Consider the following 17,439-nt stretch of genomic DNA (forward strand, 5'->3'; position numbering starts at 1 on the left):
AATATCATTTACGTTTAATTTGTATTGATTCTAAATAACCTGTTTGGTATAGTTTTTTAATTTGTATAAATTTGCGAAAACAAGTTTAAATGAAAAATTTGATTAAAATATTTTCGATATTATCTTTATTTGGTTTTTATAGTATTGAAGCCCAGCAAGTTGTTAAAAAAGATACCCTTTCGGGTACAGAACTTGTTATGACCATGGATTCCAAAATAAATGCAGCTTTGGAAGGAATTGAAGGAAAATGTGCTAAAGTCGCTCCCACAAATTCTCCTAAAGATTCCGGTTCAAGTGATAGTGGATTTTCTACAGGGATAAGTACAAAACCTCCTAAAATCTTTGTGCCGAGCAGAGAGCTTACCAATGCTGAAATTTGTAAGAAAAATCCTAGAATTTTAGGTTTCAAGATTCAGATTACCACTGTGAAAAGTAATGAAGAAGCGAATGAAGTAAAGTCTTATTTCAGAAAAAGATTTCCTAATCTTAAGGTGGAAACGGATGCTTCTTTAAGACCAAATTATAAGATTTTAGCCGGAAGTTATTTCACAAAACAGAGTGCTGCAAGTGATCTTTCAAAAATCAGAGAATATTTCAAATCTGCAGTTGCAGTGCAGTACAGAATTTTCTGTGCAGAAGCAAAATAGAATTGATTCCTTTCAACATACCAACAAAGAAGCTGAGAAATTTCTCAGCTTTTTTATTGGTAATAAGTTTCCATAAACCAGAAAAACTCTGCCATTCGGAATAAATTGTTCGCAAGTAGGTAAACAAACAATAAAAGCACAGTTAATGTTAAAACCGACATTATTTTCGGTGATGATCTGTAAGCGTAAAAAAGCCATCCCAAAAGAAGTGGATAGACGAAAACAAAATGTCCTCCATAGATAGATGAAGTATGAAGTCCGAACCTCATTACACAATGGATCACAATGTCTATAAAAAAAGAAATGGCAATAACCTGAACCCATTTGTTTCTGAAATTTTTACAATAACTCCAAATTATAAGTGTAAGTAATATGGCTACAAAAAAGTAGGGAAAGGTAGATGAATAAAGGTCCATGTAAAGTCCTTTAAAGTCGAATCCCTTCATATTGTGCTTATCCGAAATAATAAATCCCGGGAAAAGAATGTTCCCTCCGAAAAAGAAGGACAGAATCATGTCCCAGGTCGGCATGGATTCTACATTTGAGAATTTCTCATACTGCTGGTTAGTCTTGGAAAAGATATTCTGATATTTAAAATCAATTCTGTTTAGGTAAAGCAATACAAAGCAGATCGTAGGAACAGTTGTTCTAAATACTGCATTTCCGAATTTTCTCCAATCTCTGAAAAGGTTTTTTTCAAAAAGAAGCGGAATGAAAACTTTTACAAAATTGGTAATAGTAAGTCCGCCAATAGTAATTCCTGCGAGTGAAAGGGCAATAGCGGGTGTTTTTTCTTCCTTTCTGAGTTTTATTGCTGCGTAATAATTGTATAATGAGAGTAAAAACAGCGTATAGGTGAAATTTTCCGGAGTAAATGATAGTATGATATTGGTTGAAAAAACTCCAAAGAACAAAATAATTAAGACGCTTAGCCATAGTGGGACACAAATAATGTTCTTTAGATATTTAAATACCTGAACAATGCTTAAGCTGATGATAATATTGCTGAGCCAAGCCAGTGTAAGCCTGAAGTTAGCGTCCATTTTTCCGCCTGAAATAAATAATGAAAATTCTCTTATCCAGTTGAAAAAATAATAGGATAGAGGGTGTCTTTCAAAACTACCTCCTGTCATAAGGATAGATTTGTTATCAAAACTGAAATAAGCATCCCATGGAATTCTGCTGTCAAAAATGATTCTGTAATGAAGGGCAATATATGAGCCTAAAATTCCATAGCAGATTATAAAAAAGAGAAAAACTGCCAGCTCGGTGTAAGTGGAAGGGAAAATCAGTTTAAAGAAATTGATGATTTTTGTTTTGATAAAAGACACGTGTCAAATTTTTTGCAAAAGTAAAATAAAAAAACCACCAAAGATGGTGGTTGTAAAAGTTTGTACAAACGTTATTATTGTTTGATTACTTTTTCTGTTTTCGAAGTTCCATCAGAGAAGTCCACTTTTAATAAATAGATTCCTTTTGGAAGTGAAGAAATATCTAATCTTTCAGACGTATTATTGAATAGAGATTTTCCGCTTGCATCAATTACTGTGGCAGATTTGATTTTTTTATCTGTTTTGATGTTAATTTCTCCTTTTGTTGGGTTAGGATAGATGTTAGTGATGTCTTTTATTTTAGCACCTGCTTCCTGTGTAGCTAGTGTGGCACTTGATAAAACCTGTACATCATCTATTGAAAGACTATCTGCATCATTGGCAACATAGTGGAATCTGAATTTAACGTTTGCCTGTCCGGCATATGGTGTTAAACTAACTGTAATTGCCAATGTTGCATAATCAACAAATACTCCATAGTCTTCTTCAACCCATACCTGAGTCCATGTAGTTCCTCCATCTGTGGATACTTCTACTTTTAAATCTCCGTTAGGGTTAGGATCAACCATGTATTCGTATCCTATTTTGGCGTTAAACTTTAGCACTGGATTTGTTGTTCCTACTAAGCTGAAAGAAGGACTTGTTAAATGAGCGTCCTGTGCCTGAGCGTCCCATCCAATACCTGCGGATTTTCCTCCTGTGATGTTAAATGTTGCTTGTCCGGTTGCATTGAAGATTATTGTAGTGAATCCCCAGGGTCTGGATGCTAAATTTGTACCTGTTGTCCATCCTGTAGGAGGAAATATTGTACCTTGAAAAGTCTCTGAGAGAATTTGTGCATTCCCAAATATAAAAGAGACTAAGAACATGAATAGTAATTTTGTTTTCATTTGTTTTGGTTTTAAAGTTACTAGTAAAAGTAATAAAAAAATGAAAATAATTACTCTTTTTTAGGTTGTTTATGAATATTTATTATTTATGAACTACATGAAAGTGTGGAACATCCTGCAGTATCATCATATCCGGATGGCCTTTTGACGGAGAACTCAGGATACAATTCCTGGTAAGGAAACTCTAAAGCTTTGGTGAGTTTTTCCAGCATTTCTTTTTTGCCGTTATTGATCTCTTCAATGCATTCGTAAAGAAGATAATTTCTCAGGATGAATTTTGGGTTTGTTTTTTTCATCATGGCCAATGAAGCCTCTTTTGATATGGAATTTAAGTCTAATCGTGCGTTATAGCTCTTAATGAAGTTGCTAAGTTTTGCCAACATTTGTTCATTCAAAACAATATAAGAAACCTCTTTAAAATGTTCTTTGATATCAGTTTCCGAAGTTATTTTTTCCAGTTGAGTGAAAAACAGGGTGTAATCTAGCTGAAGCTCCTGCATTAATCCCTGCCAATTGGTGAAGAAATCCTCATCTTCTTTTTGAAGCTGATCAAATCCGAATTTTTTACAAAGCATCTGATCATGAGCTTTCCAGAAATAAGTTCCAAAATTATTTAAAGTGTCTTCTAAAAACTTTTCGTCCTTAATTAAGGGGTGAAGCGCATTAGCAAGCTGCCAAAGGTTCCATTGGGCAATCTGTCCCTGTTTTCCGAATGCATATCTTCTTCCCGGAAGATCTGTAGTATTGGGGGTGAAATTCAAATCATATTCATCCATCATAGAGTAAGGACCATAATCAATAGTTAACCCCAGAACAGACATATTATCTGTATTCATCACTCCATGTACAAATCCTACTCTGAACCATTCCACCATTAAGTCTGCGGTGCGGATGCATATATTCTGAAAGAAGTCTTTATATTTTTGAGTATCTGATGATATTATTTCCGGAAAATAATTTTCAATAGTAAAATCAGCAAGTTCCTGCAGGCTGTTGTATTCTCTTTGAGCAGACATCAGTTCAAAATGTCCGAAGCGCAGGAAACTTTCAGCAGTTCTGATGACCACCGCGCCCTTTTCAAGCTGAGGATTTCCACTGTACATAATATCGCGCATTACATCTTCGCCGGTAAAAGCCAGACTAAGTGCTCTTGTTGTAGGAACTCCTAAATGATACATCGCTTCACTCATCAGATATTCACGTACAGAAGATCTCAATACGGCTCTTCCGTCAGCATGTCTTGAATAAGGAGTTGCTCCGGCTCCTTTCCATTGGATTTCTGTCTTTTTTCCTGTGTCATTTGTGATTTCACCTGCAAGGATTGCTCTTCCATCCCCAAGTTGCCCTGCCCAGTTTCCAAACTGATGCCCTGCATAAGCGGTAGCGTAGGTTTGAACATTTTCCGGAAGGTTATTTCCAACCAGAAAGTCCAGATCTTTATTTTCAAATTTTCCTAATCCTATTTCTTCGGACAAGACTTTATTAAAAGCAATCAATTCAGGTTGACCAAAACCAGCAGGTTTGATGGTGGCAAATAAAACTTTTGGGGTGTTTCTCTGCATAGGATTATTTGAAAAATCACCTGGAAAATTCTCGATGAAAGGTTGGCTGATGCGTTCGATATTCATACTTCAAAGGTATTAATTATAAAAGAAAAGACCTTCCAAATTATTGAAAGGTCTTGTGTATTTATAAAAGAGAATTTATTTATTGAAATCTACTTCATCATTGGAATGAAGATTTTCATTAATGTTGTCCTCTTTCTTTTCTGTTGGTTTTTTAGGCGTAGGATCTACCGGTCTTGGATTTTTAATCTCATCAATGGTCTGAAGACTTCCGTCATCTCCATACCCTCCGCTTAATCCTTTAAGGTTTGAACAGCCGTCTTTCCAATCGGAAGGTTTAACAAACTTATCATCAGGGGTAACTCCTAAACTTTTATCTGCCCATACTTTCTTCATGAAGATAGCCCAGATTGGCAATGCCATTTTTGCACCCTGACCTTCACCGGTTCCAAAGAAGTGAGTTGCTCTGTCTTCCCATCCAACCCATGCTCCGGTTGCTAATTTTGGAGTGATTCCCATAAACCATCCGTCGGAGTTGTTCTGAGTTGTTCCTGTTTTGGCAGCAATTTCTACTGCTTTTGAAATTCCTCTTCTTCCTAATTCTCCGGAAGCGGTTCCGTACTGTGCAACACCTTTCATCAGTTCGATCATGGTGTAAGCGTACATTGGGTTCATTACCTCTTTTGGCTCTACATTTACTTCTTTAATTACTCTACCGTTGGCATCTTCAATTCTCCAGATCATTTCAGGCTTATTGTAGTTACCATAGTTGGCAAAAGTACTGTAGGCACCTAGCATTTCATAAATAGTAATATCTGATGAACCTAAAGCAATTGTATTGTTTCTCGGAATATCTTCTGTTACTCCAAGATCTCTTGCAGTCTGGATAACAGCATCTACTCCTGTCATTTCAATAAGTCTTGCAGCGACAGGGTTTTGAGAGTGTGCCAATGCGTCTTTCAAAGTAAGCATTCCTCCTCTTCCCGGCACATGCCATCCGTTGTGGTCATAAGTTCCGTTAGAAACCGCTGAACAAGGAGTCATTCCCAGTTTCATGATAGCTGTTGCATACACGAAAGGCTTGAAGGTAGATCCTACCTGTCTCTTTCCTTGCTTGATGTGGTCATATTGGAAGTGCTGCCAGTCAATACCTCCTACCCATGCTTTGATCTCTCCGGTTCCCGGAACCATAGACATCAGACCTGCTTGTGCTATCTGTTTGTGGTATCTGATAGAATCCCAAGGAGACATTTCAACTTCTTCCTCTCCATTCCATGTGAATCTTGAAGTTTTGATAGGTTTCTTGAATTCCATCATAATGGAGTCTTCTGGCATTCCGTCAGCTTTTAACAGCTTGTATCGGCCGGTTCTTTTCATTGCCTGAAGCATCACATCTTTGATCTGTTTGTCATTAAGATAGTAGAAAGGTCTGTTTTTTCTTCCTCTTTGTTCTGCATCAAACCTTTTCTGAAGATCCGTTAAGTGTTCTTTGATTGCTTCTTCTGCATACTTCTGCATTTTAGAATCAAGAGTAACATATATTTTTAAGCCGTCTTTATAAAGGTTAAGTTTTTTACCGGTTTCTTTTTCGTGAGATTCAAGATACTTATCAATCTCTTTTCTCAGATAGAATTTGTAATAAGCCGAATATCCGTCAGTAATACTTTTAATAGGGTGGAAGTCTACTTCAATAGGAGTATTGGCTGCTTTCTCATAGGTGGCAGCATCAATATATCCGGTTTTCTGCATCTGATCCAATACCACATTCCTTCTTTCTTTTGCCTTTTCAGGGTATCTGTAAGGATTGTTTTTTCTTGGATTTTCAAGCATTGCTACAAATGTTGCAGCCTCAGGTAATGTAAGCTCTGAAGTCTTTTTGTTAAAATAAACTCTGGAAGCCATTTCAATACCGTTAGCATTAAAAAGGAAATCGAATTTATTGAAATAAAGAGTAACAATCTCTTCTTTGGTATACCTTTTCTCAAGGCTTACCGCTACTACCCATTCTTTTAATTTCTGGAATGCTCTTTCAAATTTATTTTGGGAAGCATTTCCTGTGAAAAGAAGTTTTGCCAGCTGTTGGGTGATTGTAGAACCACCACCACGGCCACCACCATATGCCACGGCTCTGGCAATAGAATATAAGTCGATTCCTGAATGTTCTTTGAAACGCTCATCTTCTTTAGCCTGCAGGGCATAGATAAGGAAAGGAGGAAGATCCTTATAAACGATAGGCTGTGTTTTTTCCTTTTCGAATTTACCCAGCATAACTCCGTCTGAAGAAATGATTTCTGAAGCGACAAAGATATCAGGGTTTTCAAGTTCTTTTACATCAGGCATTTCCCCAAGGAATCCCTGAGAAACTGCAAAGAAAAGTCCCGAAATTCCCAGAACTACCGCAACGAGTCCAATCCAGATAAATGAGACCCATTTTTTCCAGGAGGTATCTTTCTTTTTTTTAGGAGGCAGAGGAAATGTTTTCCCCTTATTTCCTGCATTTTTTTTGTTTTCTTCCATTTATGGTTACGGTTTAGCCGTTTCTATTTTTACCCCAATATCCTCAATTCCCGAAAGATTGTCATTTCTCATCGCCTGGGTCAGATCGATTTCATATTTTCCTTTTCCCGGAAACTGATAATTCAATTTATACTGAAACAAAGTTTCCTTTGTATCACCAAAGCCTGTACCAAGCCATTCTCCATTTGGTTTTGCCAGCACATAATTCAAGGTATCCGTTTCCTTTTTCTTATTCTGGAGATTGGTGAAATTCACAATAAACCTTATATTGCTGTAAGGATAACTATTATTATTTCTTACAACAAATATAATATTTTTAGGATTCTGCGGATCTGAAATTTCAAGATTAAATTTTTGCTCATTTTTCTTATTCCATTTGTTATCAACGGAATTCATGATGACATCTCCCCCAGAGGAAGAGTTACAGCTAAAGAAAAGGATAAGGGAAAATAATCCTAAAATTTTATGCATTATTATCTTTTTTTGGAGGATATTTCTTTTTAAATTTCTTCTTGTTCGGGTTGTTTTGTGGCTTCTTGTCATCGCCAGAATTACCTTCTACTTTTTCCACGGGTGCTTTTTGCTGTGGATTTTGTTTCTGAGGTCTGGGCTGATTTCCAGATTGAGAATTAGGGTTTTCGGACTTTTCAGATCTTTCAGGTCTGTCTTGTCTCTCCGGCCTGTTTCTTTTTTGACCTTGTGGCTGTCCTTGTTGCCCCTGTTGATGGTTGTTTGGCTTATTCTGGTTGTTTCTGTTCCTGTTTCCTCTGTTTTTCTTTTCAAAACGATCTACGCTGTTTTCCTGGATCAGATCAATATTCTGAGCAGAAGCTTCCGGTTGTTTCAGATCTTCAAGAGGAAGTATTTTCTCTCCTCTTTTATTTTTTGAAATCAGTTTTTTAACAAGATCAATATCAAAATCATACCATGCGATGGAACTGTCTACATAAGCAAACCACATTTTCTTTTTGAATACATCAATTTTGATACAGAATGCCTTTCCTTTCTCTGTTTCCAAAGTGGTTGAAGAAGAAGGGAAGTTGCTTAATGCATCCAAATAGCTGTCTAGCTCATAGTTAAGGCAACATTTAAGTTTACCACATTGCCCAGCCAGTTTTTGAGGGTTAATACTCAATTGCTGATATCTTGCCACATTGGTGTTTACCGATCTGAAATCCGTAAGCCAAGTAGAGCAGCAAAGCTCACGTCCGCAAGATCCTATTCCACCTACTTTTGCAGCTTCCTGTCTGAAACCGATCTGTTTCATATCGATCTTAGTACGGAATGCTCCGGCATAATCTTTAATTAACTGTCTGAAATCCACTCGGTTTTCAGCAGTGTAATAAAAGGTGATTTTTGAAGAGTCACCCTGATATTCCACGTCAGTAACTTTCATTTCAAGGCCTATTCTCTGAGCAATTTTTCTTGCTTCAAGCTTTACGCCATCTTCTTTTTTTCTTGCTTCCTGCCATACCTCAAGATCTTTTTGGTTGGCCTGTCTGTATATTTTGAGTGCCAATTCTTCAGAAAACTTTTTCTTTTTCATCTGAATCTTTACTAATTCTCCCGTAAGGCTTACAACGCCTACATCGTGTCCCGGACTTGATTCTACTGTAATTACGCTACCAATATGTAAAGGAATATTATTTACATTTTTATAAAACGATTTTCTGTCATTTTTAAATCTAACTTCTACAAAATCACACCTGTTAGGTGCAGGATTGTTGATGTCAGATAGCCAGTCAAAAACACTTAATTTATAACTATTCCCGCAGGTATTTACGCTTTCACAGCCATTTGCGGTTTTTTTAGGTCCGCAAGAATGTGCAGAATCGCCGGATGTTTTACATCCACAACTCATATTACTATTATTTATAATCTGCAAATTTATGTATTTTTATCTTTATGCAATTCTAAAATACTTAAATAACCTGAATTCGGGGCAAAACATTAATGTATTTTAAGTAAGAATGGAAGCTGAAGACTGAGGGAAGCCTGTTATAAGGGAAATAGTTGAAGAGAAGATTTTTAAACTTTAACATTTATTACCATTTGTTTCCCTGTTCTGAATTTTTGAAGTAAGATAGTTTAAAGGTTAAACAATTGTTTAATATTAAACGCACAAGTATGGATTATTTTAAAATGTTCTTAAATGTTTAATAATGAAAATCTTGGCTTTTGTTTGTGTGAAGGTGTTATTTTAAACATAGTTTTCTTTTAAGATATTGTTTAAAATATTAGCAAATATTAACAGACGTATTCAAAATAATTTTATATTTGGCTTATATAATAATAGTCTATGAAAAAAATATTAGTATCAACTGCTTTATTGGCGGGAGTTCTATCTTACGCAGGAGGCTTCAGAGTTTCCCTGCAAGGGGTAAAACAATTGGCAATGGCGCATACTAGTGCTCATGCCGAAGACGCGAGTGTGACATTCTTTAACCCTGCGGGTATGTCATTTATCCCTTCCAAACTGAGTGTAGTGGCAGGAGGGTTTGGTGCAAGTAATAAAGTTACTTTTCAAAACTTCAATACTTTACAAAGTGCAGAAACGGATAACCCTATAGGGACTCCTTTCTATGCAGCGATTACTTATAGACCAATAGAGAAACTTACCGTAGGTCTTAGTGTTACCACACCTTTTGGAAGTACAATAAAATGGCCTGAAAACTGGGAGGGTAAAGAACTGGTTCAGAAAATGGAACTGAAAAGTTTCTATTTCCAGCCAATGGTCTCTGTAAAACTGGCTCCTTGGGTATCTTTTGGTGCCAGCTATATCTATGCAAGAGGAAAAGTAGATTGGGACAAAGCGGTAACACAATTTGACGGGAAAGTTAATATTAATGATGAAAATGCAACCGGACACGGATACGGATTTGGTTTCTATTTCAGACCTGACCCAAAATTGGACGTGAGTATTGCCTACCGTTCAGCGATAGATATGAAAGCTAAAAGCGGAACGGCAACATTCCAGTTTCCATCACAATCTGTTTATACACAGTTGAAGCTGAATGCAGCAGGACAAGATGGTTTCTCAGCAGTTCTTCCATTAGTTGAAGAATATACTATAGGTTTAACCTATAAAGTGACCCCGAAATGGCAGGTTTCTGCAGACTTTAACTATCATGGATGGGAAAGATACAGCAAACTTACTTTAGATTTCGAGAATGCTCCTATTGGAAACAATCCATCGGATCCTACCATTCTTACCAATCCTAAGAACTTCAAAAACTCCAAAACATTCAGACTGGGGACTCAGTATGCGTTCACTGATATGATCTACGGACGTTTGGGAGCTTATTATGATGAAGCACCTTATACAACAGATAACTTTATTCCGGAAACCCCTTCATATGATACTTATGTAGTTACAGGTGGGGTAGGCTTTAAGCTGAAACACTTCGGAATTGATGTTGCCGGAGGATATGCAATGCCTCAGTACAGAAAGGTAAACAATGTTAATATAGGGCTTAACGGACAGTCAAAAGCAACAGCTTTCTACTTTGGTCTAGGTTTCTCTTATAATCCATTTTAATTTTAGAAGACTATGAAAAAAATTATAATATCGACAATTGCAGTTTCTGCACTTCTTTTTACAGTAACAAGCTGTAATACGGATTTCGATACGGATGTGAAAGATATCCAGGTGACAAAAGGAGATGCAGACTTTACAAAATATATTTCTTTAGGAAACTCTCTTACTTCAGGATATCGTGATGGAGCATTGTACAGCAGTGGCCAGAATGAATCTTATCCAAGTATGATTGCTGCGCAGATGAAACTTGCAGGTGGAGGAGACTTTAAACAACCGTTGATGCCTAATGATACCGGAGGGTTTACTAATTTATTTAACCCAACAACAGGGGATTTTGCAGGTAAGTATGTGCTAAGTGTTGTAAATGGTGCTTTAACTCCAGGTCCAACAGCTCCCGGAGGTGCACTTGACAATATTTCTTCAGGAGGCCCTTACCAGAATATGGGGGTTCCAGGGGCGAGAGTAGCTCACTTATTGGCACCGGGATACGGAAATCCGGCCGGATTAGTCGCTAATCCAGCTACTGCTAACCCATATTTCGTAAGATTTGCATCATCCACATCAACTTCTGTATTAGAAGATGCGTTAAAGCAGGATCCTACTTTTATTTCTTTATGGATAGGAAACAATGATGTGTTATTGTATGCCACCTCAGGGGGAGCTGATCCAAATGTTCCTATTACTCCTGTAGATGGAGCAATAGGAGTAGGATTCAGTAATACCTATGCTTATTTAGTAGATAAATTATTTCCTGCTGGTACAAAAAGAAAAGGAGTGATTGCTAACATTCCAACCGTTACCAATGTTCCTTACTTTACAAGAGTTCCTGCTCTGCCTCTTACAGGATTGACAGATGCTCAGGTAACTCAGCTTAATACAGGATATGCTCAATATAATGCGGGATTACTTCAGGCTAAAACATTGGGAGCAATCAACGATGCAGAATATCAGAGACGATTAATTAAATTCACTGCTGGGGCAGCTGTAAATGGGGCTGTAATTGCAGACAAAGATTTGTCAACAGTTCCAGGGCTTCCGAAATACAGACAAACTACAGCTAAAGATTTAATTCTTTTGCCGGCAAGTAAAGTTCTTACCCCACAGGCTGGAGGAGGTACTTCGGTTCCTTTAGAAGATAAGCTGGTGCTTACTGAAACTGAAACGGCAAAAGTACTTACCGCAACTGCTGGTTATAATGCCGCTATTAAAAAAGCAGCAGCTGATAAAGGTCTTGCTTTTGTAGATATGGATGCTAAAATGTTGGAATTGAATTCTAAATCAGGAATTGTCTGGGATGGGGTGAAATATACTGCAGCATTCGTTACAGGAGGAGCTTTCTCTCTGGATGGAGTTCACCTTACAGGACGTGGATATGGTATTGTTGCTAATGAGTTTATCAAGTCTATCAATGCTAAATACAAGTCTACACTTCCGCAGGTAGATCCAAACAAATATTCAGGAGTTAAATTCCCTTAATAATTGATAAAATAAAAACTTAGAAACCACAGGAGTAAATCTTGTGGTTTTTTTTTAAATTTGCAAAATCTTTTAAAAAGTAAAAATGGCCGATCAGTTAAGTTATCTATTTTGTACAAGAACCAGCAGGGACTTGGCAGAGAAAATTGCCCAGAATTATGGGAAAGAATTAGGGAAAATCAACTTTCAGGAGTTCAGCGACGGGGAATTTGAGCCTGTTTTGGACGAATCTGTAAGAGGAGGAAGAGTTTTCCTGATTGGATCTACATTCCCTCCTGCAGACAATCTTTTGGAACTTCTTCTAATGATTGATGCAGCGAAAAGAGCTTCTGCAAAGAGCATTACCGTTGTAATTCCTTACTTCGGACTTGCCAGACAGGACAGAAAAGACAAACCAAGAGCGCCGATCGGTGCGAAGTTAGTTGCAAACCTTCTTACAGCAGCAGGAGCAACAAGAGTAATGACAATGGATCTTCACGCAGATCAGATCCAGGGGTTCTTCGAAATTCCGGTAGATCATTTATATGCTTCAAGTATTTTCGTGGATTATATCAGATCTCTAAATCTTGATAGCCTTACCATTGCTTCTCCGGATATGGGAGGTGCGAAAAGAGCTAAAAACTATGCAGGTCATTTAGGTGCTGAAGTAGTAATTGCTTATAAGGAAAGAAAAAAGGCAAATGTTGTAGAAGAAATGTTCCTTATCGGTGATGTTACAGGTAAAAACGTAATCCTTATTGATGATATGATTGATACTGCAGGGACACTTTGCAAAGCTGCAGATATCTTAATTGAAAAGGGAGCAAAAACAGTAAGAGCTATGGCAACTCACGGAGTGCTTTCAGGAAAGGCTTACGATAATATTGAGAACTCAAAATTATTGGAAGTTATTGTAACTGACTCAATTCCTGTTAAAAATAATTTGTCATCTAAAATAAAAGTGCTATCTTGCGCCCCGTTATTTGCAGATGTTATGACCATGGTTCATGAGCATAAATCAATTAGCAGTAAGTTTGTTATTTAATTGATTTTAAACAACTTGCAAAATAAATAAGAATAATTTTTTAAATTTATTATAAATGAAATCTATTACAATTCAAGGTACAAAAAGAGAAAACGTGGGCAAAAAGTCTACAAAAGCTTTACGTGATGCTGAATTAGTTCCTTGTGTTGTTTATGGAGGTGAAGCACCTTTAAACTTCTCTGCTGAAGAGAAAGCTTTTAAAGGATTAGTATACACTCCTGAAGCACACACGGTATCTATTGAGGTTGACGGAAAAACAATTCCAGCTGTTCTTCAGGACATTCAGTTTCACCCAATCACTGACAAGATTCTTCATGTAGACTTCTATCAACTATCTGACGATAAGCCAGTAGTTATGGAGGTTCCTGTAAGAATTACTGGACGTTCAAAAGGTGTTGTAGCTGGTGGTGTTTTACGTCAGTCTTTCAGAAAACTAAAAGTAAGAGCTATTCCTGCTAACTTGCCAGATGAGATCGTTGTAGATGTTACTCCATTAAGAATTGGTAACAAACTTTACATCGGTGGTATCAAAACAGAAGGATATTCTTTCATGCACCCGGACAATGCAGTAGTAGTTGCTGTTAAGATGTCTAGAAATGCAATGAAAGGAGGTGCAGCAGCAATGGATGATGAAGATGAAGAAGAAGTTGCAACTGAAGAAGGAGCAGCTCCGGCAGAAGAAACTGCAGCAGAATAAGAATTGCTTATTTAAACAATATAAAACCCGTCATTTTTTGACGGGTTTTTTTGTGCAGGGGCTAATACAGGAAAATTTGCTCATTTACCTATAATCTCATCAGTTTTTTTAGCTATACACTATTGAATATTTCTATCAACTGATAACTATCAGCTCTCAGTCTCATGCTTCCTTTCGGAAAAAAAGCCGTAAATTTGAAGTGTTCTAAATAAGGACGTCTTAATTTAAAAAATAAATAAATGTTTGACATTCAGGAAATAAGAAGCCAGTTTTCTATATTGGACAGAGAAGTGAATGGTAAGCCATTGGTTTACCTGGATAATGCGGCTACATCTCAAAAGCCAAATTCGGTTTTGGAAGTCTGTCACGCATATTATACAGAGCTTAATGCCAATGTTCACAGAGGAATTCATACTCTAAGCCAGCTGGCTACGGAAGAAATGGAACTTTCAAGAAGAAAGATTCAGAAATTCATCAATGCTGAACACGATTTTGAAGTAATTTTTACAAAAGGAACAACTGAAGGGTTGAACCTGATCGCTTATATTTTAACACAGAAACTGCAGAAAGATGATGAGATCATTATTTCATATCTGGAGCATCATTCCAATATTGTTCCATGGCAGATGCTTTGTGAAAGAACAGGAGCGAAGCTTCGTGTAATTCCTATTGATGAAAACGGAATTCTTCAGATGGATCATTTTGATCAGTTTTTAAGCAAAAAAACAAAAGTTGTTTCTGTAAACCAGGTTTCTAATGCTTTGGGAATTGTAAATCCTATTGAAGAAATTATATCAAAAACAAGAAAGCATACAGACGCTTATGTTGTAATTGACGGGGCCCAGTCTGCTCCGCATTTCAATATTGATGTACAGAAGCTGGATTGTGATTTCTTTGTGTTCTCAGGCCATAAAATGTATGCTCCTATGGGAACGGGCATTCTGTATGGAAAACGTGAAATATTAGAAGCTTTGCCACCATTTCATGGAGGAGGAGAGATGATTGCAACATGTTCTTTTGAAGGAACTACTTATGCAGGTCTTCCATTTAAATATGAAGCAGGAACACCCAATGTAGGAGGAAACATTGCTTTAGGAGCTGCTGTTGATTTTATCAACAAGATAGGTCATGCCAATATTCAGAATCATGAAAATGCTTTATTGGAATATGCCCAGAAGCAGCTTTTGGAAATAGAAGGAATTAAAATCTATGGAGAAAAAGCAAAGAGAACTGGTGTTGTTTCCTTTAACCTTGAAGGTGTGGGAATAGCGTCTGATGTAGGAATGATTCTGGACAAAATGGGAATTGCTGTAAGAACAGGACATCATTGTACACAACCGATCATGAACTTCTTTAATATTGCAGGAACGGTAAGAGCCAGTTTCGCTGTTTATAATACTTTCGAAGAAATTGATAGTCTGGTAGAAGGGGTTAAGAAAGCCCAACGAATGTTGAGCTAATTAATTCATTATCATATAAACTAAAAAGCAGCTGTTGAGCTGCTTTTTTTATTATTCCCATGAAATGCAGTAACACCGGCCGTCAATAATAACCTGGTAGTATCCAATAGCACATTCAAGGCAGATTTCTCCACCCGCCATGATGCTTTTCATCTTGTCTTTGTTTAGTTTTTTCATTTGATGTGATTTAAAGGTTACGTCTAAAGGTATAAATAATATGCAACATTTCTATTACTTTATCTTGGGTTTGTATTGGATTTATTTTTATATATAAATATATTATGTAAAATATTATTTCATAATTTTGCGTAAACACCAAATATTTTACCATGAAAAATTCATTTATTTTATTTTTGTGCATTTGTGGAATATGTAATGGCCAAGTCTTTTCTGAAGACTTCAACGGTAATGCTCTGCCAGCCGGATGGACGGTAGAAAATCCGGATACAGCTTTTAATTGGAATGTGGGTGCGCAGAATGGCTTCGCAGGCTTTCCTGATGGAGCAGCTTTTTTTGATGATGATGATGCAGGACCAACCGGAATTAATACGAATGCCAGACTGATTTCTCCTGTAATTAATCTTACCGGAGTTGTAAACCCAAAACTGTCGTTTAATTATGCCAATATGATTGATAATCTTGATTCTACTTTAAAAGTTGAAGTTTTCAATGGGACATCCTGGGTTCAGGTTTTTACTTTTTCGGGAGAAGCAGGGGTATGGGATCTTGATTTTAATACCTTATCATATGTGGTAACGTCTTATGCTTCGGCTGCAAATATAGATTTAACACCCTATGTGAATGCAGCTTTTAAGTTAAGATTTGTGTATGACGATGCCGGTGACTATTCTTACGGTGTTGTAGTAGACAATGTGATGATTACAAGCGGGGTTTTGGCTGTCTCAGAAGCTTTACATGCTGATCATATAATGGTATATCCAAATCCTGTAAGAGATAATATTCATATTAAACTGGGATCTCAAAATAAGCTTGAAAAAGTCAGCGTTATTGATATGTCCGGGAAGCTTGTGAAAACTTTTGATAAAGAATCGGGTTCATATGATCTATCAGATATTCCTAAAGGAACTTATATCATAATGATTACAAATAATGATCGCGAAGTGATTAAGAAGAAAATAATAAAGAAATAAGACTTATCAATAAACTATTAAAACAAAAAACCTTATAGGATATCCTATAAGGTTTTGTATATTTTTAAAAGAAATAAACTTATAAGTTCGGTTTCCAGTCAACAACTGCTCTGATGAATGCCTCAGCATTTTCTACAGGAACATTAGGTAAAATTCCGTGACCTAGATTGGCAATATATCTGTCTTTTCCGAAACGGTTGATCATCTCATTCACCATTTTCTTGATCGTCTCAGGAGTGGAGTGAAGTCTTGCAGGATCAAAGTTACCCTGTAGCGTCATTGTATGGTTTGTAAGTGTTCTTGCAAATTCCGGCTTAATAGTCCAGTCTACACCCAAAGCAGAAGCTTTAGACATTGTCATATCTTCCAATGCGAACCAACATCCCTTTCCAAATACAACCACATGAGTAAGCGGGCTTAATGCTTCAACAATCTGGTTAATGTACTGCCATGAGAATTCCTGATAATCTGTAGGAGAAAGCATTCCTCCCCAAGAATCAAAAACTTGTACTGCAGAAACTCCTTTTTCTACTTTTCTCTTTAAATAGGCAATCGTAGTATCAGTAATTTTTTGCAGTAATAAATGAGCTGCTTCAGGCTGCTGGAAACAGAAAGACTTTGCGATATCAAATGCCTTACTTCCTTTTCCTTCCACACAATAGCAAAGGATTGTCCATGGAGAACCTGCAAAACCAATCAATGGAATATCATTGTCCAGTTTTTGTAGCGTAAGTTCGATAGCATCAAAAACGTAGCCTAAAGTATCATTCACATCCGGAGTTTCAATATTCTGAACCTGTTCCATTGTTCTGATAGGAGTATCTAACCATGGTCCAACAGATTCTTTCATTTTGAAATCAATCCCCATGGCCTGTGGCACTACCAGGATATCAGAAAACAGAATCGCTGCATCCAAAGGAAATCTGCGGATAGGCTGTAATGTAATCTCAGCCGCAAGCTCAGGAGTCTGACATCTTGTAAAGAAATCATACTGATCTCTCAAGGCAATGAATTCCGGCAGATATCTTCCAGCCTGCCTCATCATCCAGACAGGAGGTCTTTCAACGGTTTCTCCGCGAAGTGCTTTTAAATATAGGTCGTTTTTTATCATAATCTATTTAAACTAATAGTACCGGAAATATT

At 37.0% G+C, this 17,439-nt stretch carries 15 protein-coding genes; 7 read left to right on the forward strand and 8 right to left on the reverse strand.

Annotated features, from left to right (window positions below; translation table 11 throughout):
• Nucleotides 1–89: 89 nt before the first annotated feature.
• Nucleotides 90–647, forward strand: coding sequence for an SPOR domain-containing protein (locus tag ACLMCG_RS12710; RefSeq protein ID WP_223598330.1), 558 nt, complete (start codon nt 90–92; stop codon nt 645–647).
• A 53-nt stretch (nt 648–700) separates the two neighbouring features.
• Here ACLMCG_RS12710 and ACLMCG_RS12715 read toward each other — a convergent pair whose 3' ends face one another.
• The 6 genes from ACLMCG_RS12715 to ACLMCG_RS12740 all read right to left on the reverse strand — a co-directional run bounded on the left by ACLMCG_RS12715 (nt 701) and on the right by ACLMCG_RS12740 (nt 8,811).
• Nucleotides 701–1,978: a DUF6080 domain-containing protein gene (locus ACLMCG_RS12715; protein ID WP_413959806.1), complete on the reverse strand. Its 1,278-nt coding sequence runs from the start codon at nt 1,976–1,978 to the stop codon at nt 701–703.
• A 74-nt stretch (nt 1,979–2,052) separates the two neighbouring features.
• Nucleotides 2,053–2,868: a T9SS type A sorting domain-containing protein gene (locus tag ACLMCG_RS12720; RefSeq protein ID WP_413959807.1), complete on the reverse strand. Its 816-nt coding sequence runs from the start codon at nt 2,866–2,868 to the stop codon at nt 2,053–2,055.
• Between the two features lie 86 nt (nt 2,869–2,954).
• Complete coding sequence (locus ACLMCG_RS12725) at nt 2,955–4,496, reverse strand: protein adenylyltransferase SelO (RefSeq protein ID WP_413959808.1); 1,542 nt, start codon at nt 4,494–4,496, stop codon at nt 2,955–2,957.
• A 75-nt stretch (nt 4,497–4,571) separates the two neighbouring features.
• Nucleotides 4,572–6,950 carry a transglycosylase domain-containing protein gene (locus tag ACLMCG_RS12730; protein ID WP_413959809.1) on the reverse strand — a complete coding sequence of 793 codons (2,379 nt, stop codon included), beginning with the start codon at nt 6,948–6,950 and terminating at the stop codon, nt 4,572–4,574.
• A gap of 6 nt (nt 6,951–6,956) precedes the next feature.
• Nucleotides 6,957–7,421 (reverse strand): gliding motility lipoprotein GldH, encoded by a 465-nt coding sequence (locus tag ACLMCG_RS12735; RefSeq protein WP_413959810.1) that lies wholly within the window; start codon nt 7,419–7,421, stop codon nt 6,957–6,959.
• Nucleotides 7,414–8,811 carry a stage 0 sporulation family protein gene (locus ACLMCG_RS12740; RefSeq protein WP_413959961.1) on the reverse strand — a complete coding sequence of 466 codons (1,398 nt, stop codon included), beginning with the start codon at nt 8,809–8,811 and terminating at the stop codon, nt 7,414–7,416. Before ACLMCG_RS12740 ends, ACLMCG_RS12735 begins: the two co-directional genes overlap by 8 nt.
• 438 nt (nt 8,812–9,249) lie before the next feature.
• On the opposite strand from ACLMCG_RS12740, the gene ACLMCG_RS12745 reads away from it, so the two are divergent.
• The 5 genes from ACLMCG_RS12745 (at nt 9,250) to ACLMCG_RS12765 (ending at nt 15,145) form a co-directional block, all read left to right on the forward strand.
• Nucleotides 9,250–10,488, forward strand: a complete 1,239-nt coding sequence (locus ACLMCG_RS12745; protein WP_223598336.1) for an OmpP1/FadL family transporter — start codon at nt 9,250–9,252, stop codon at nt 10,486–10,488.
• Between the two features lie 12 nt (nt 10,489–10,500).
• Entirely contained in the window at nt 10,501–11,964 is a 1,464-nt protein-coding gene (locus ACLMCG_RS12750) for a G-D-S-L family lipolytic protein (protein WP_413959811.1), read from the forward strand.
• A gap of 85 nt (nt 11,965–12,049) precedes the next feature.
• Entirely contained in the window at nt 12,050–12,988 is a 939-nt protein-coding gene (locus ACLMCG_RS12755; protein ID WP_184558726.1) for a ribose-phosphate pyrophosphokinase, read from the forward strand.
• Nucleotides 12,989–13,043: 55 nt separating this feature from the next.
• Complete coding sequence (locus ACLMCG_RS12760; RefSeq protein WP_223598338.1) at nt 13,044–13,685, forward strand: 50S ribosomal protein L25/general stress protein Ctc; 642 nt, start codon at nt 13,044–13,046, stop codon at nt 13,683–13,685.
• Nucleotides 13,686–13,924: 239 nt separating this feature from the next.
• Nucleotides 13,925–15,145 carry an aminotransferase class V-fold PLP-dependent enzyme gene (locus ACLMCG_RS12765; RefSeq protein ID WP_413959812.1) on the forward strand — a complete coding sequence of 407 codons (1,221 nt, stop codon included), beginning with the start codon at nt 13,925–13,927 and terminating at the stop codon, nt 15,143–15,145.
• Between the two features lie 51 nt (nt 15,146–15,196).
• Here ACLMCG_RS12765 and ACLMCG_RS12770 read toward each other — a convergent pair whose 3' ends face one another.
• Nucleotides 15,197–15,322, reverse strand: a complete 126-nt coding sequence (locus tag ACLMCG_RS12770) for a GNAT family acetyltransferase (RefSeq protein ID WP_223598340.1) — start codon at nt 15,320–15,322, stop codon at nt 15,197–15,199.
• 152 nt (nt 15,323–15,474) lie between these two features.
• Here ACLMCG_RS12770 and ACLMCG_RS12775 point away from each other — a divergent pair, with 152 nt between their 5' ends.
• A complete protein-coding gene (locus ACLMCG_RS12775) occupies nt 15,475–16,296 on the forward strand; it encodes a T9SS type A sorting domain-containing protein (RefSeq protein ID WP_413959813.1) in 822 nt (273 codons plus the stop codon).
• A 79-nt stretch (nt 16,297–16,375) separates the two neighbouring features.
• Here the strand turns inward: ACLMCG_RS12775 and hemE are convergent, their stop codons facing one another.
• A complete protein-coding gene (hemE, locus tag ACLMCG_RS12780) occupies nt 16,376–17,407 on the reverse strand; it encodes a uroporphyrinogen decarboxylase (protein ID WP_047376227.1) in 1,032 nt (343 codons plus the stop codon).
• Nucleotides 17,408–17,439: the final 32 nt, after the last annotated feature.

The sequence above is a fragment of the Chryseobacterium sp. S90 genome (assembly GCF_047444895.1).
In the GTDB taxonomy this organism is placed as follows: Bacteria; Bacteroidota; Bacteroidia; order Flavobacteriales; family Weeksellaceae; genus Chryseobacterium.

Excerpts from the sequence above, each read along its gene's own strand:
- ACLMCG_RS12745 (WP_223598336.1), top strand. The coding sequence starts at position 9,250 with ATGAAAAAAATATTAGTATCAACTGCTTTATTGGCGGGAGTTCTATCT.
- ACLMCG_RS12770 (WP_223598340.1), bottom strand. The coding sequence starts at position 15,322 with ATGAAAAAACTAAACAAAGACAAGATGAAAAGCATCATGGCGGGTGGA.
- ACLMCG_RS12775 (WP_413959813.1), top strand. The coding sequence starts at position 15,475 with ATGAAAAATTCATTTATTTTATTTTTGTGCATTTGTGGAATATGTAAT.
- ACLMCG_RS12740 (WP_413959961.1), bottom strand. The coding sequence starts at position 8,811 with ATGAGTTGTGGATGTAAAACATCCGGCGATTCTGCACATTCTTGCGGA.
- ACLMCG_RS12710 (WP_223598330.1), top strand. The coding sequence starts at position 90 with ATGAAAAATTTGATTAAAATATTTTCGATATTATCTTTATTTGGTTTT.
- ACLMCG_RS12760 (WP_223598338.1), top strand. The coding sequence starts at position 13,044 with ATGAAATCTATTACAATTCAAGGTACAAAAAGAGAAAACGTGGGCAAA.
- ACLMCG_RS12755 (WP_184558726.1), top strand. The coding sequence starts at position 12,050 with ATGGCCGATCAGTTAAGTTATCTATTTTGTACAAGAACCAGCAGGGAC.
- ACLMCG_RS12735 (WP_413959810.1), bottom strand. The coding sequence starts at position 7,421 with ATGCATAAAATTTTAGGATTATTTTCCCTTATCCTTTTCTTTAGCTGT.
- ACLMCG_RS12730 (WP_413959809.1), bottom strand. The coding sequence starts at position 6,950 with ATGGAAGAAAACAAAAAAAATGCAGGAAATAAGGGGAAAACATTTCCT.
- ACLMCG_RS12750 (WP_413959811.1), top strand. The coding sequence starts at position 10,501 with ATGAAAAAAATTATAATATCGACAATTGCAGTTTCTGCACTTCTTTTT.
- ACLMCG_RS12765 (WP_413959812.1), top strand. The coding sequence starts at position 13,925 with ATGTTTGACATTCAGGAAATAAGAAGCCAGTTTTCTATATTGGACAGA.
- ACLMCG_RS12725 (WP_413959808.1), bottom strand. The coding sequence starts at position 4,496 with ATGAATATCGAACGCATCAGCCAACCTTTCATCGAGAATTTTCCAGGT.
- hemE (WP_047376227.1), bottom strand. The coding sequence starts at position 17,407 with ATGATAAAAAACGACCTATATTTAAAAGCACTTCGCGGAGAAACCGTT.
- ACLMCG_RS12720 (WP_413959807.1), bottom strand. The coding sequence starts at position 2,868 with ATGAAAACAAAATTACTATTCATGTTCTTAGTCTCTTTTATATTTGGG.